Genomic DNA, 13368 nt, shown 5'->3' with positions numbered 1-13368 from the left:
ATGATAGGGTTCGCCGATGCGAATTGCCTTCTACGCACCGCTGAAGTCACCCAATCATCCCGTTGTCTCCGGCGACCGCCAGATGGCGCGAATGCTGGTCAAGGCGCTTGAGCATGGAGGGCATAGCGTCGATCTGGCATCCGAGTTGCGCTTCTATATACGCCAACCGGAGCAGAAAGGTTTCGATGCGCTCAAGATCGAGGCCCGAGAGGAAGTCGCGCGGCTGGCAAAGCTTTGGGATCGTGACGGCAAGCCCGATCTCTGGTTCTCCTATCATCCCTACTACAAGGCGCCCGACCTGATCGGACCCGAGCTGGCGTCGGCGTTTGGTGTCCCCTATGTGACAGCGGAAGCCTCCTATTCGAGGCGGCGCAACGCCGGCGTGTGGGCCGATGCGCAAGCCTTGGTGGCGCGAGCAGTCGAACAGGCAGCGCTGAATATCTGCTTCACGCAAAGGGACCGTCGGGGGCTGACAGATGCGATACCCGACGCCGCTCTTGGCATGCTTCCACCCTTCATCGACACATCGGCATTCCGGGAAACGCCGGCACGGGGTTGCCCGACGCGCCTCGTTACCATCGCCATGATGCGCCCGGGCGACAAAGCCGAAAGCTATCGCATGCTGGCGCGAGCGCTCGGTTCGATCGGCCACCTGCCTTGGACCATGTCGGTCGTCGGCGACGGGCCTGCCCGCGACGAGGTCAAAGCGCAATTCGCCGGGTTGCCCGCCGACCGTATCGAATGGCTTGGCGCGATTGAGCCAGCCGCCGTGCCGGATGTCCTCTCCAGTGGGGGAATCTACGTCTGGCCGGGTTACGGGGAGGCCTATGGCATTGCCTATCTCGAAGCACAGGCCGCCGGCCTTCCGGTGGTGGCTCAGGACGTTGCCGGCGTACCGGAGGTCGTACGGGAAGGCCAGACCGGGTTTCTCACCCCGCCGGGCGATGTGGCGGCATTCGCTTCTGCCATTGAAAGGCTCCTGGCCCGTAACGACGAAAGAACCATCATGTCCGCGAAAGCCAGGCGTTTCATCCTCGAGGAACGTTCCCTCGGAGCTGCGGCGGCGCATCTGGTCGAACTTCTTCAGAAGATCCCGGCTTCATGACATCCGATCAGATCTGGCAGCCATTGGTGGACGAACTGGCGTGCCGGCAACGGGCGGGCCGCAAGGCAGAGTTCTGGCTGCGCGACGATGACGCCGTGGATCCGACCCCCGCGCTTAATCGGCTGCTCGACCTGACCGGTGAATTCGCGGTTCCGGTCACTCTGGCCGTCATTCCGGCTATGACCGATGAGAAGCTTGTCGTCCGGCTTCACGAGGCGCCGCATGCCACGGTCGCGATCCATGGCTGGGCGCACCGAAATCATGCGCCCGAGGGCCACAAAAAGCAGGAGCTCGGCGCGCATCGGCCACGCGAGGCGGTACTCGATGATCTGGCTCGCGGGCTGTCGCACGTGACCGGCCTGCATGGCGCACGCGCCGTTCCGATGCTGGTGCCGCCCTGGAACCGGATCGACGCCGGCTTTGTACCCGACCTTGGATCGACAGGATTTGCGGCATTGTCGGTCTATGGGCCGCCGAAGCCGGCTTCACTGGCGGTCATCAACAGCAATGTCGACATCATGGATTGGCATGGCACGCGCGGTTGCCGCGATCATGGTCTATTGGTTCAGGCTATTATCGCGCAATTGCAGCATGCATTCGATGGCGGCGAACCGGTCGGCCTGCTCACCCACCATCTCGTCCATGATGAATCGGCCTGGCTTTTCCTCGAACGGCTGTTCGCAGTCACCGCACGGACCGAGGCCTGCGTGTGGCTTCCGATCAAGACATTGATCGGGCGCAGCGCCGGCAAAGGAACGTAGCTCAGCCTTCTTTGTGCAATGAGGCAGGAAATTTGAGCGTCTGGCCATCCCGTGCTGCAAAAGCGCCGGCAAACCTGTCTTTGGCCAGTTTCTCGATCTCGTCCAGTTCCTCGTCGAGGCGTGTCGGATCGTGGTGAAACAACGCAAGCCCGTGCGCACCGGCCGCCTCACACAGCTTGACGCCCTGTTGCCATGTCGAGTGCCCGTTACCGCGGCGGCGTTCCATTTCCTCCTCGGTGTAGGTGCAATCGTAAACGACGAGGTCGGCGTCTTCGATCAGGTCGAGCACCGCCTGATCGAGTTTGTCCGGTTCGTGCTCAGTGTCTGTGATTACCGCCACGACGCGGCCGCCCCATTCGACCCGGTAGCCTATGCAGCCGCCCGGATGGATAAGACTGCCGGTCCGGACCACCACCCCCTCGCGCGGACGAAGCACGTCTCCGGATGCGAAATCGCGGCAGTCGAGGCGTGCCTTGCAGATATCCAGTTTCACCGGAAACCACGGCGGCCGCATGAACTCGTCGACCATCTGCCGGGTCGTCATGCGTCCTGCAAGATGCCCGGACCAAAGGGCAACCTTGACGCTCCGATCATAGATCGGCGCAAAAAACGGCAGCCCGATGATGTGATCGTAATGGCAATGGGTGAAAAGCAGGTCGAAATCGGTCACCCCCGACGCCCGAAGCGCCCTGCCGGCAGGCTGTAGGCCAGAGCCCGCGTCGAACAAAAGCGTATGCTTGCCGCATCGCATCTCAATGCAGGTTGTGTTGCCGCCATAGCGAGAGAATTCCGGCCCCGATACCGGAATGCTGCCACGTACACCCCAAAACCTGACCAGGAAAGCGTCGTCGTCCATGCTTACCTCTTTGCAGTCCCCGCCGCCCGTCGTAGCCAAACAACTGCTGTCAGGCGAGACAGGTCTCCTCCCGGTGATCTTCTCAGCCAGAGGCCAGTGCCATCACAGCGGCGAGGATCGAGCGCACATCATACGTTATTTGGTGCTTCGTGCGTCGATCAGATCTGCGGTCGTGTGGCTTAGGCGATTGGCAAGAACCCGCAGTATCTCGATGGTCATTTCCGGGAACTCGTTCATAAGCCTCAGGAAATGATCCTTGGGGATTCTCAAAGCTTCCAGCGGACTTGCCGCTCTGACGGTGGCAGTGCGGGAGCTGTTGCACAATATGGCAATCTCGCCAACGATGGAGTTTGGCACCAGTTCAGCAACTTTTATGGGTCCGCTGTCGGAATCGACCAGAATATCCGCCCTGCCTGAAAGGATGACATAGGCGGCATCTCCCTCGTCGCCCTGCCGGAAAAGGATCTCGCCCGCGCTGTAGTTCACGCGGTCGGATGTGAACGCAAGCAGCTTGAGCTTTGTCGGCTCGATGCCAGAGAACAAGGGAACGCGTTGCAGCATTCCAACTTCATCCTTGAGCAGCATTGTCGCAAACCTTCCCAAATTCGCCCTGCCAGACTAGAGCAACGAACGTCCAGATGGAATCAATTCTGTTTCCGGGATGTGAGCCCGATGTCTGTCGTGCGATCAGGCGATGCCGCCTGACAAAATGGGCGTCCGCCAGCGGGAAACCCGTAGAGCCGGGTGAATTCGCGGCAAGGCTTTCGGGTTTGGGCGCGGATGTCGTCCCGCTTCACCCTTCGCCGAATCCTTGATGTTGCACCAAATTTCCACCGGCAGAATGATCCCATCTGAATGTCCGTTGCTCTATGACAGCAGCTCCTTGAAAATACCGTTCCCTGCCAAAAGAGTCTCGTGTGTTCCGTCTTCCACCATTTGACCCGAGTCGAAGACGACAACGCGATCGAACATCGTCGCCATTGCCGGATTCGTCACGACCCACACAATTGCCGGCGATTGGCCGTCGCGCCGGGCCTCCTCGAGCACGTTTCGCAGCACCTTATCCTGCATGCGCTGGTCGAGCGCCGACAGCGGCCGGTTGAGAATGAGAAAATCAGGACGCTTGAGCAGGGCCCGGGCAACATCGAGCTTCTGTCGCTGCCCATTGGTAAGCCGCCTGCCGCCGGCGCCGACGTTGAAGTCCAGACCGACATCCAGAAGCTCGCCATAAAGCCCCAGTTCGTCAAGAATGTCATAGACGATGGATCGTATACGGTCCGGAGCGTCGGGATGGTTGTTGCCCACACGCCCGAACAGGACGTTATCCATGACGGTGGCCGCAGCAATGTATTTGGCAGGATCATACCGTTCGACCGCATTTTGCAGTTCGTGCGGCAGGTTTTCATAGAACCGGTTGCGTGCGGCGACGATCTTGCTCATCAACTCGTCGCTCAGCAGGCCAAAGCGGTGCCGGGGCTCGATATAGGCAAAACTCAAGGTGACGATCATGGCGCGATCGTTCTCCGAAACCGTCTCGTAAGGACGGTTCTTGAGCCGTTGCAGCAAGGTTTCGTACGCGGGTATCTCCTCGGCGCTCATGAAGGCGAGCTGCTGGAAGAACTGGTGATCGGGCGGCAGGTCGGCAAACAGCTCGATCGCCTGTTTGGCAATCTCCATGCCCATTTCGTAGAGCGTGCGGTCGAGGCCGGCTTGCCTCAGCACAGAAGCAAAATAGGGATTGGCCGCCAGGGCCCTGTCGGCCAGTTGGGGACCGGCGGCAGCGCCGAAGAGCAGGTTTTGGCCGATCGTTGCTTCCTTGTTGTAGGCGCCCGGTTCGAAGGGAACCACCAGTCCGCTCAGCCCTTCGTGTTCCAGCCGGGTTCGCAGCGCCGCGCGCAGTTCGACGATCCGCCTGGCAAGCTCGGTGTGACGCGTGAGATCGGCCGAAGAGCGCAAGCCAAGATCGAGAATGTCGCGCGACAGAACAACCGCGTCGAGCACCCGGCGCACGGCTTCAAAGAGGTCGTGCGGGCCGCTAGCGCCGGCGGAAGCGTAATTGATCCAGTCGCTGTGGATATCAAGATCCGGATTGCCCGACCGGCGTGCCTCGTCGATGTTCCAGCGGTGCTGGACTGCCGCGGCTCCGTCATAAGGCACCGATGTCAGCGGCGCATGCTTCAACCCGTAGAGCAGGTTATCGCGGAGGCTTGCCTGGAACAGGAAAACATCCGATGAGGCATAGGACATGCGCCGGCCGGTCACTGCTTCGGGGAGTTCAAGCAGGTCGTCGGCGCCGGACGCGACTCTTCCACTATCCGGCCAGTTCAGCCGCGCGAAGGCTTCTGCAAGCGCCTCCCCTCCACCTGTTGCGGTACTGACCAGCGCCACCGTCTCACCCGGCTTGACCTGCAGGGAGATGCGGTTGAGGAGCATTGCACCGCTATCGTCCGCTATGGACAGACCGATCGCCGACAGGGGCTTGGTCATCGGATCTGGATCGTCAATCGTCAACGCCCCGATTCTCGGCGCGATCAGACCGTCGACGGTGAACTGTTCGACGACCTGCTGATATTTGACCTGGACATCCTGCCGATCCTGATCCCAGTCGATCAGTTCCTTCATCGGGCCGGGCAGGTCCTTGTAGGCGCCGATCACGGCCACGAGCTGGCCGACATCCAGCCGCCCCTCGATGACCAGATACCCGCCGATCATGTAGAACAGAAAGGGCGTAATCTGCGCGAGAAAATTGTTGAGGAACTTTACCATGAATTTCCATTGGTAAAGATCGAAGCGGATCTTGAAGATGAGCCCGAGCCTCGCGGCTATGTCGGCGCGCTCGTAGTTTGAGGTATCGTGGACGTGAACGGCGCCGATGCCTTCGACGATTTCGCCAACCCGGCCTGAAAGTGCGCGCGCCGTCAGCTGCCGTTGGCGCCCGAGCACGATCAGCCGCCGCCGCATTCGAGGGATGAGCACGATCTGGATCACCACGATCACGACCGCTATCATCCCGAGCCAGACATTCTGGACCATGATGAACAGCATCGCTGTCAGCGCCTGGCCGCCGAGCAGTACCGGCTGCAGGAAGGCATCGCCGATGAAGCCGCCCAGCGGCTCCACTTCGTCCTTCACCATGGTCGCCACTTCGGCGGATTTGACCCGCTTGAAGTAGATCGGCGGAAACCGCAGCACACGATCGACCAGATCGAAGCGGATCCGCCGCAGCATGCGTTCGCCGAGGCGACCCTTGTAGGTGTTGATGTAGAGTTTGAACAGGCCGTTGATCACGACCAGCAAGAGGAACACAAGGCTCAGGGCAAGCAGCGTCGCCTTGCGGTCGAGCTGAAAACCGGAGAAGAACAGGACATCGCCAATGAACGGCAGGTTGTAGTGCAGCCGCATGAATGCCTGGGTCGCGCCCGGTTGCTCGAAGCCCCTACCTTGGATCGGACCGTTGACGATCAGCTTCGGCAGGTCGAAGGACATGAAATACGGGATCATCGAAAGCAGGACGACCATCAATATCCAGAGCTGCTGCTTCTTGGTGTGCCTCCAGATATAGCGGGCTAGGCTGGGTTCCATATGCGACTGTGGACCTTCAGTTTAAAGAACAAAAGTGGAAGCGCTGGCTGGTGAACGGCGCATCGGCAATCATCGCCGGCGACACGTTCGAAGCCTGCGGGGCGGCTTTGCTGGCAAGATTGCGTTGTGTCGCCCGAAATCCCAACATACAAGGCGAATATGATGGATGTCACGCAACCACGCAATGTCGGCACGGACGGGCACGAGCAAACCCTGGACCTCACGAGGGGAATTGCTGCTTATGTCAACAACCCTCTCGTGGCAGGGCTTGCACGCGTCGTCGCCAAGCATCCGAAGGCCGATATCGCCAACGCCTTCAACCACAAGCAGGTTGCGTGCAAGACATGGGCGCTCGACAGGCTGTTCGAAAGCAGCGGTGGCCGGTTCGGGCGCATATGGGTTCTGGGTGGATGGTACGGCGTATTGCCGGCAATGCTCTTCAACGACGCCCGCTTCGACATCGCGGCGATCGATAGCATCGACATCGATCCCGAAGTCGCGGCGGTCGCCCGGACCCTCAACCGGGAAGCATGCGACCGGTTCCGGGCGCTGACGGCAGATATGTACGCGCTCGATTATGCGGCCGGGCGGCCCGACTTGACGGTCAATACCAGCTGCGAACATATAGCCGATCTGCGCGCCTGGCTTGCCCTGCTTCCGCAGGGCACGAATGTACTGCTGCAATCGAACGATTATTTCAGCGAGCCAACGCACATCAACTGCGTGGCTTCACTTGCAGCATTCGAAGCGATGGCGGCGCTAAGCGAGGTGCGGTTCTCCGGCGAATTGCCGACAAGAAACTATACGCGCTTCATGCTGATCGGGACCGTTTGATGCATTTCGCCCAAAAGCGCAGCGTTTTTTGGCACATCTACATAAAACAAGGACTTGAGGTGCGCCGTACTGGCCAGACAAGATGCGCGATAAAGCCGATGAATAGTCTAGGACCCATCGTCCGTTTGATTATGTTCCTTTCCGAAACCGGACCCCATTCTTAGGGACCATGTTCGATACCGTTCGCGCAGGATTTGCGCGGAGTGACGGGTACCTTCCAGGTCGAGACGATGCGCGGATGGCGTCGGTCCGGCAAGTGTCTGTTCGATCGCGAGCACCAAGCCCTCAGGCGTCAGGTCGTTTTCCGTCAGCACCGTTGCGAGACCGAGCTCTTCGAGCATCAGGGCGCGAACCGTCTGTTCGGTTTCTCCGCCGGCTGCAAATGGAACGAGCAGCGAGCGACAACCCGCGCGCAGGACATCGCAGACCGTGTTGTAACCCGCCTGCGAGACTGACAGGCGGGCGCCGGTCAACAGGCTGGCGAAATCCTCGCGGAACCGGAAGATGGACAGGACAGGTGAGGCATCGCGTGCAATCGCGTCGAACTCGTCTTTCGGGAGGTTGGGGCCGGTGAGCAAACACCATCTCCAACCGTTGTTGGCATTCCGGGCTGCCGCGACGGTGGACCTGACAACGCTCTTTCCGGCAGCCCCACCCCCAACCGACACCACAACATCGTAGCGCTCGGAGGCCGCGGGCGATGGCGGCGCGGCAACGAGCCCCGTGTAGGTGACCTCGGCCCTGATCGCCCCAGCCAGTGGAAATGTCTTGCCGATGGTTGCGAAAGCCGGATCGCCGTGGATCATGACAAGGTCGAAATGCCTGTTGATGAGATCGACCGTTTCCTCGTTTCGGCCCAGCTTGACGCGCTCCTGAAGGATATCACGGACGGACGTCGCCAGCAGCGGTCTGGGCGACGTGGCGTCGATGGCCTCGATCAGCGGCAAGAGTTCGAAACGCATCTGCCGGCGTCCAAATGGAAACGCCTCGACAATGACGATATCAGGCCTGCAATCCCGGAATGCCTGCAGCAGCATCTCCGAACGCCGTTTCTTGAAATCATCGTCGATGGGTTTGCCCTGCAGGTCGACAAGTCCGGAAAATCCTTCATCACCGGAGGTGACAGGTGGAAGGGTTACAGATTTTACCCCCCGTCCGGGAAACCCCGCGATCGGCGCTCCGCCGGTCACGACGGTTACGTCGAACCCATCATCGACCAGAGCGGCCGCAATGCGGCTGGCGCGCGCGAGATGGCCGATACCGAGCAGGTGCTGGACATAGAAGAAAGCCCGCAGCCGCTTCATTCGGAGGCCCACTCCCGCTCGAATAGTTCCTTGAGCTGTCCAATGCTTGCCAAATGATCGAAATTGTCGCGCACGCGCCGCTCTGCGGCTTCGCCGAGGCGGGTACGCAGCACGGGATCACGGATCAGGCGCTCCAGCGCCTGTGCCAGGGCAATTGGGTTCTCCGTCGGAACCAGCAGCCCGGTTTCATCCGGCGACAAAAGCTCCGGCACGCCGGAAATATCGGTCGACACGCAGGCAAGCCGCTGGCTAGCTGCCTCCACCAGCACATTCGGCAGACCGTCCCGGTCACCATTTGCGGTGATCCTGCAGGCCAGGGCGAAGAGGTCGGCGCAACGGTAGTGCTCAAGCACCTCCTGCTGCGCAAGCGCGCCCCTCCAAGAGACGCGACCATCCAGTCCAAGTTTTTGTGCCAGCGCCTTGAGCCGTTCCAGTTCCTCGCCGCCGCCGATATGCTCAAAACGCCACGCCAAATCACCGGGCAAGAGGGCAAGGGCCTCCAGCAAGGTATCGTAACCTTTCTTTTCAACGGCGCGCCCGACACTCAGAACGATAACCGGTTCGTCCGGCGTCGAGCCGTCATTTTGGTTCCGAGCCTCGCCGAAACTGCCGAAGCGATCAAGGTCGAGCCCATGATAACTAAGATGCACACGCGCGTTGCCGCTAGCGAGTTCTTTCAGACGGTCGAACCCGGTTTTCGTGCAAGTGACCGTCCAGCGCGCCGACGAAAGCTTGCCAGCCAGATCCCAGTCAGCCGAAGTCCAGATGTCCTTGGCATGGGCCGAGCAGCTCCAGGGCAGGCCACGAAGCTGGCTGGCATAGCGCGTCACCGATGCCGGCGTGTGGGCGAAATGTGCATGCAACCACCCCGCGTCTTCTGGCCATTCGGCCGCCAGCACGAGCGCTTGTCCGAAGCGGCGGACGCGACTGCGCGAAAAGTCGCGGCGGATATCGGCAGCTAACGATCCGAGCGCGCGCCAGAAGCCCGGCCGCAGCAGATAAGCAAACAGCGAGCGAACCACGCGCAGCGGCTCTTCATGCAGATATTCCGGCAGATAATGGACGGGCGCTTTGATCTCGTCATGCACGGGGTGGCGTCCCGCGTCGGTCGGCCGCCTGAGCGCGACGAGTATCAGGTCGAAACCCGAACGCTCCAGACCGAGCAGTTCCTGCGCGATGAAGGTTTCCGACAGCCGCGGATAGCCCTTCAGAACCACGACGATCTTGCGATGTTGCAACTCAGCTCATGCCTTCAACGACCGAAAGGTGATGGCCGGCCCGCCGGTCGAGCAGTTCCGCGACGATTTCGGAAATATGAGGCAGCCCCTCCAGCCTCAGATGCGGATTGCTCTGCGATGGGCGGGGCCGGTTTGGCAGCCCTTCCAGGGCCTTGGCAAACCGCTGAGAATCCTCCGCTTCTTCCGGCAAAAGCATCTCGATGAGGCCGAGTTCGGCAGCGCGCCGTGCACGAATCAGTTGTTCCTCGCGAGGCTTGACGCGCGGCACGATCAGCGCCGGCTTGTCGAAAGACAGTATCTCGCAATAGGTGTTGTAACCGCCCATCGCCACCACCGCCTTGGCGCCGGCAATCAGCTCTTCCATGCGGTTGTCGAACTCGATGATGTTGATATAGGGGATCTTGGACCCCTTTTTGAGCAGCTTGTTGCGCTTGCGCGCTGGCATGTAAGGCCCAAGCACGATTAGCGCCCTATGCTGCAATTGCGGATCCTGCTGATAGGCATCGATGACGTCGTGAATCAACTCACCGCCGTCACCGCCGCCACCGGTGGTAACGAGGATATATTCGCCCTCGGGCCGGTGGCCCGGCAACTCGTTCTTCTGCAGGCTCCGTTGCAGGAAACCCACGAACTTCATCTTTGCTCTGACAGCCGGCGGCACGGACAGGCCGGTCAACGGATCGTAGAAATCCGGCGGACCGTAGACCCAGACCTTGTCGTAGAATAGCCCTATCTTGCGCATCACATCCCTGCGTGCCCACTCTGCTTCGAGCAGATGCGGCGCGTCCATCACCTCGCGCAGGCCCAGCACGAGCGTGGTGCCGCGTGTCTTGAGGTAGGACAGCGTGTCCTCAATCTCACCGCGCAGGCCGAGCGGTTCCTTGTCAACGATGAGGATATCCGGCCGGAAGGTCTCGGCTGTGTGGCGGATGATCGACTGGCGCATCCTTAACGTCTCATGCAGATCGATATCCTTCTCCAGCGAGGTGTATTCGCCGTTGCGCAGCTTGATGACGCTGGGGATCTTCACGAAGTCGACACGGGCGCGGTAGTCGAAGGCGCCAGCGATAGGCGCACCAGAAATGATAAGCACCTGAAGTCCGCGAAAATCCTCGACCAGCGAATGCGCGATCGTCCGGCAGCGCTGCAAGTGGCCGAGCCCGAACGTGTCGTGGCTGTACATGAGAATTCGGGCATTTTCTGTGTGCTGGGTCATAGTTGAACGTCTTTTCGAATTCTCGCCTTGAGGACTGTGACAAACCCGCAGGCTTCGGAACCGTCCTGACTCTACCGACCTGTTGTGAAACATGAGGGCGCAATTTTCAATTTGTATTACCAAAAAACCGCAGATTGCTCAGCCAAACTGGCTGCCTTGCGGACAATTTCGCCCCGGAGGGCTCGTTTGGTGCCGCAGCCACCGCTGAATCTATAAGTAAGTCAAAAGGTTGCATGGAGTTCGCGCGACTTCGCCGCGATTCCATTCGCAGTTCGACAGCACCAGATTCAAGAGTCCTTTCTTCTCGTTTGGAGCCTGTTGAGCAAACAGACGGCTGGCATCTCGGGCCAGTTCCCTGAGCCGCAGGCTGTCTTCCGCATGATCCTTGCTCCTCGCTGTGCCGCTGGATCTCATATGTGGACGGCCCCCTGCGTGCAAGTATTGGCTGAGATAGTTTGATCGGATCGCTTGCGCTCATATGTCCGGCTTTTTGCGCGCATATCGAGGCCACCCCCCGACGGCCAGGAAGCGCCCCGTTGCGGTTCCAGCCCGCTACTGGCCTTCGTAACCGGGGATGAAGGTAAAGAACACAGGCCAGCGGTCGCGGCCGGCTGCCTCGCAATTTGAGCAGCCAACAGCCCGATGAGAGCCTGGTGCTTCGAGCCGTGATCAGGGCCCAGCCCATCTATCAATGCACCGATGCCGAGGTTTGTCGAGCGACCAGCGTGTCGGCCAGGGGCTTAGGGGCACGGCGATATCCCGTTGAAGGCGGTTCGCCGCAGCGAAGGGTTCCCCAATTGTCCTTCGTGTATCCCAAGGCCTATCATCCAGGAGATTTGATTCCCTATTCCCGCCAGTCCAGAATGAGGCTGACTACCTCGGCTTCATGGGGTCCAATGACTGAGTACCCGCGCCTTGCCTACAGCATGAAAGCCGTTCGCAAGGCAGGTTACCAGCTGGCAAAACCTATTCAGTTCGGACGAGACACCACTGTCGGCCAGTACGTGGACACACTCGAGATCTTCTCAATCGCCAATAGCTGGCGCGACTCGCACTTTCTGCCGATGCGGAGCGTTCGGTTCTCTGTCGGTCACCACATGAGAGCGCTTCGACTGAAGGGCGACATGGCATCCCGCCCGAAGCGCATGGCATCCATTCGTCGCAAGCTCCGAGAGTCTACCACCAATATGGACACCATGAACGACATCGGCGGTTGCCGAGCGATCATGGCCGACATCAAAGGTGTTCGCTCGCTTCTCGCATCGATGCGAGAGAAGTTCCCCCACGAGATCCACACTGGGGAATTTAACTATATCGATGAGCCGAAGCCGGACGGTTATCGAAGTCACCATATTGTTTTCAAGTACCGACCCAAAGATGCCGACACTGTGGCTTTCGAGGGACGACGCATCGAACTGCAAGTTCGGACCAGACTTCAGCACTCATGGGCAACTGCAGTTGAGGCTGTTGGGCTGTTCCAGGGCCAGGATTTGAAGCACGGAAAGGGCGAGCAGGATTGGCTGCGCCTTTTCCAGCTTACGTCGGCGGAATTCGCGCACGTTGAGCAGTGCCCCGTTCATATCGGTGTTCCGGGTCACAATGACCGGGTGCGAGAATTGCGGGATATCAACGAGCGTATAGGTGCGACCAGAATACTAGAATACATCAAGAATTTTACCCACTATTCAGAGAAGTTCGTACGGCTAACGGAAAAATCTCGATACTATTTGCTCCAATATGGCAGAGATCATAACGTGACCATTGAGCCGTTCTGGACGCTTATGTCAGGTGCGCGAACATTGGGAGAGATAGAGAAAAAATAGAAATAAGGGGCCTCGACCTAAATGCTGTCTTGGTCGAGGTAGATGAGGTAGACAAACTAGTTGAAATTTATCAGAATTACTTCGGCGACGTTTCGCTATTTGTTCATAACCTGAAATCCATCTGCACGGGAAATCCATCTGCACGGGAAATTCGGCTATCGAGTACGGTCCAGCGCCGTAACAGCTGGTAGTTCCGCAAGCCCGATTATGCTTGGGTTAAGCGTCGCTTCCATTTGAAGTAGCCGGATCACTGGCCTGCTGCCGGTTTCGTGGACACCGAGATAAGGTGTTTAACGGAACTGGCTAGTGGGAGAAGGAAGTTCGGCCGCGAGTTCAAGCTTGAGGCGGTGAGATTGATCAAGGATCGGGGCGTTGCGGTGACCAGGCCGCCTGCGACCTCGATGTCCACGAGAATGTGTTGCGCAAATGGGTGCGCGATCTGTCGACGGATCCGCAGCACGCCTTTCCCGGGGCAGATGAAGCCGGAGCAGCAGGAGATCGACTGGCTGCGCAAGGAAGTCGCGAAGCTGAAGGCGGAGCGCGACATCCTAAAAAGACCGCAGCCTACTTCGCGAGGGAAGTGACATGAGGTTCGCTTTCATCGCGAGGCACAACCGCGGGGAAACTCGAAAATGCGCGACGCCTCCCG

At 59.6% G+C, this 13368-nt stretch carries 10 protein-coding genes and 1 pseudogene; 5 read left to right on the top strand and 6 right to left on the bottom strand.

From position 1 onward, the window contains the following. Positions 1-16 precede the first annotated feature (16 nt). Positions 17-1105 (top strand): glycosyltransferase family 4 protein, encoded by a 1089-nt coding sequence (locus CK227_RS29810; protein WP_095775240.1) that lies wholly within the window; start codon positions 17-19, stop codon positions 1103-1105. Beyond that, the gene (locus tag CK227_RS29805) at positions 1102-1866 is read left to right on the top strand and encodes a polysaccharide deacetylase family protein (protein WP_095775239.1); all 765 of its coding nucleotides are present in this window, start codon (positions 1102-1104) and stop codon (positions 1864-1866) included. The genes CK227_RS29810 and CK227_RS29805 overlap by 4 nt, the downstream gene beginning before the upstream one ends. 1 nt (position 1867) lies before the next feature. On the opposite strand, the gene CK227_RS29800 is transcribed toward CK227_RS29805, so the two are convergent. From CK227_RS29800 to CK227_RS29790, 3 genes are all read right to left on the bottom strand, one after another. Next, positions 1868-2722: an MBL fold metallo-hydrolase gene (locus CK227_RS29800; RefSeq protein ID WP_095775238.1), complete on the bottom strand. Its 855-nt coding sequence runs from the start codon at positions 2720-2722 to the stop codon at positions 1868-1870. 135 nt (positions 2723-2857) lie between these two features. After that, positions 2858-3307: a cyclic nucleotide-binding domain-containing protein gene (locus CK227_RS29795; RefSeq protein ID WP_095775237.1), complete on the bottom strand. Its 450-nt coding sequence runs from the start codon at positions 3305-3307 to the stop codon at positions 2858-2860. Positions 3308-3589: 282 nt separating this feature from the next. Next, positions 3590-6304 carry an ABC transporter ATP-binding protein gene (locus tag CK227_RS29790; protein ID WP_095775236.1) on the bottom strand — a complete coding sequence of 905 codons (2715 nt, stop codon included), beginning with the start codon at positions 6302-6304 and terminating at the stop codon, positions 3590-3592. A 162-nt stretch (positions 6305-6466) separates the two neighbouring features. Between CK227_RS29790 and CK227_RS29785 the strand changes: the two genes are divergently transcribed. Next, entirely contained in the window at positions 6467-7138 is a 672-nt protein-coding gene (locus tag CK227_RS29785; protein ID WP_095775315.1) for a class I SAM-dependent methyltransferase, read from the top strand. A 107-nt stretch (positions 7139-7245) separates the two neighbouring features. Here CK227_RS29785 and CK227_RS29780 read toward each other — a convergent pair whose 3' ends face one another. From CK227_RS29780 to CK227_RS29770, 3 genes are read right to left on the bottom strand one after another with little or no spacing between them, the layout of a single operon-like run. Further along, entirely contained in the window at positions 7246-8442 is a 1197-nt protein-coding gene (locus CK227_RS29780; protein ID WP_095775235.1) for a glycosyltransferase family protein, read from the bottom strand. Next, positions 8439-9680, bottom strand: coding sequence for a glycosyltransferase (locus tag CK227_RS29775; protein ID WP_095775234.1), 1242 nt, complete (start codon positions 9678-9680; stop codon positions 8439-8441). The genes CK227_RS29780 and CK227_RS29775 overlap by 4 nt, the downstream gene beginning before the upstream one ends. A 1-nt stretch (position 9681) precedes the next feature. After that, complete coding sequence (locus tag CK227_RS29770; protein WP_095775233.1) at positions 9682-10896, bottom strand: glycosyltransferase family protein; 1215 nt, start codon at positions 10894-10896, stop codon at positions 9682-9684. 896 nt (positions 10897-11792) lie between these two features. Between CK227_RS29770 and CK227_RS29765 the strand changes: the two genes are divergently transcribed. Together CK227_RS29765 and CK227_RS29760 are read left to right on the top strand one after the other, a co-directional pair. Beyond that, positions 11793-12719, top strand: a complete 927-nt coding sequence (locus tag CK227_RS29765; protein WP_179296539.1) for a RelA/SpoT domain-containing protein — start codon at positions 11793-11795, stop codon at positions 12717-12719. Positions 12720-13018: 299 nt separating this feature from the next. Continuing rightward, positions 13019-13331: pseudogene (locus tag CK227_RS29760) on the top strand (transposase); the annotation flags it as partial. Positions 13332-13368: the final 37 nt, after the last annotated feature.

This window comes from Mesorhizobium sp. WSM4308, from assembly GCF_002294905.1.
In the GTDB taxonomy this organism is placed as follows: domain Bacteria; phylum Pseudomonadota; class Alphaproteobacteria; order Rhizobiales; family Rhizobiaceae; genus Mesorhizobium.
This window is presented reverse-complemented; position numbering and strand designations above follow the sequence as displayed.

What these genes read in the sequence shown, in the direction of transcription:
- CK227_RS29810 (WP_095775240.1), top strand. Translation starts at nt 17, where the DNA reads ATGCGAATTGCCTTCTACGCACCGCTGAAGTCACCCAATCATCCCGTT.
- CK227_RS29805 (WP_095775239.1), top strand. Translation starts at nt 1,102, where the DNA reads ATGACATCCGATCAGATCTGGCAGCCATTGGTGGACGAACTGGCGTGC.
- CK227_RS29800 (WP_095775238.1), bottom strand. Translation starts at nt 2,722, where the DNA reads ATGGACGACGACGCTTTCCTGGTCAGGTTTTGGGGTGTACGTGGCAGC.
- CK227_RS29795 (WP_095775237.1), bottom strand. Translation starts at nt 3,307, where the DNA reads ATGCTGCTCAAGGATGAAGTTGGAATGCTGCAACGCGTTCCCTTGTTC.
- CK227_RS29790 (WP_095775236.1), bottom strand. Translation starts at nt 6,304, where the DNA reads ATGGAACCCAGCCTAGCCCGCTATATCTGGAGGCACACCAAGAAGCAG.
- CK227_RS29785 (WP_095775315.1), top strand. Translation starts at nt 6,467, where the DNA reads ATGGATGTCACGCAACCACGCAATGTCGGCACGGACGGGCACGAGCAA.
- CK227_RS29780 (WP_095775235.1), bottom strand. Translation starts at nt 8,442, where the DNA reads ATGAAGCGGCTGCGGGCTTTCTTCTATGTCCAGCACCTGCTCGGTATC.
- CK227_RS29770 (WP_095775233.1), bottom strand. Translation starts at nt 10,896, where the DNA reads ATGACCCAGCACACAGAAAATGCCCGAATTCTCATGTACAGCCACGAC.
- CK227_RS29765 (WP_179296539.1), top strand. Translation starts at nt 11,793, where the DNA reads ATGACTGAGTACCCGCGCCTTGCCTACAGCATGAAAGCCGTTCGCAAG.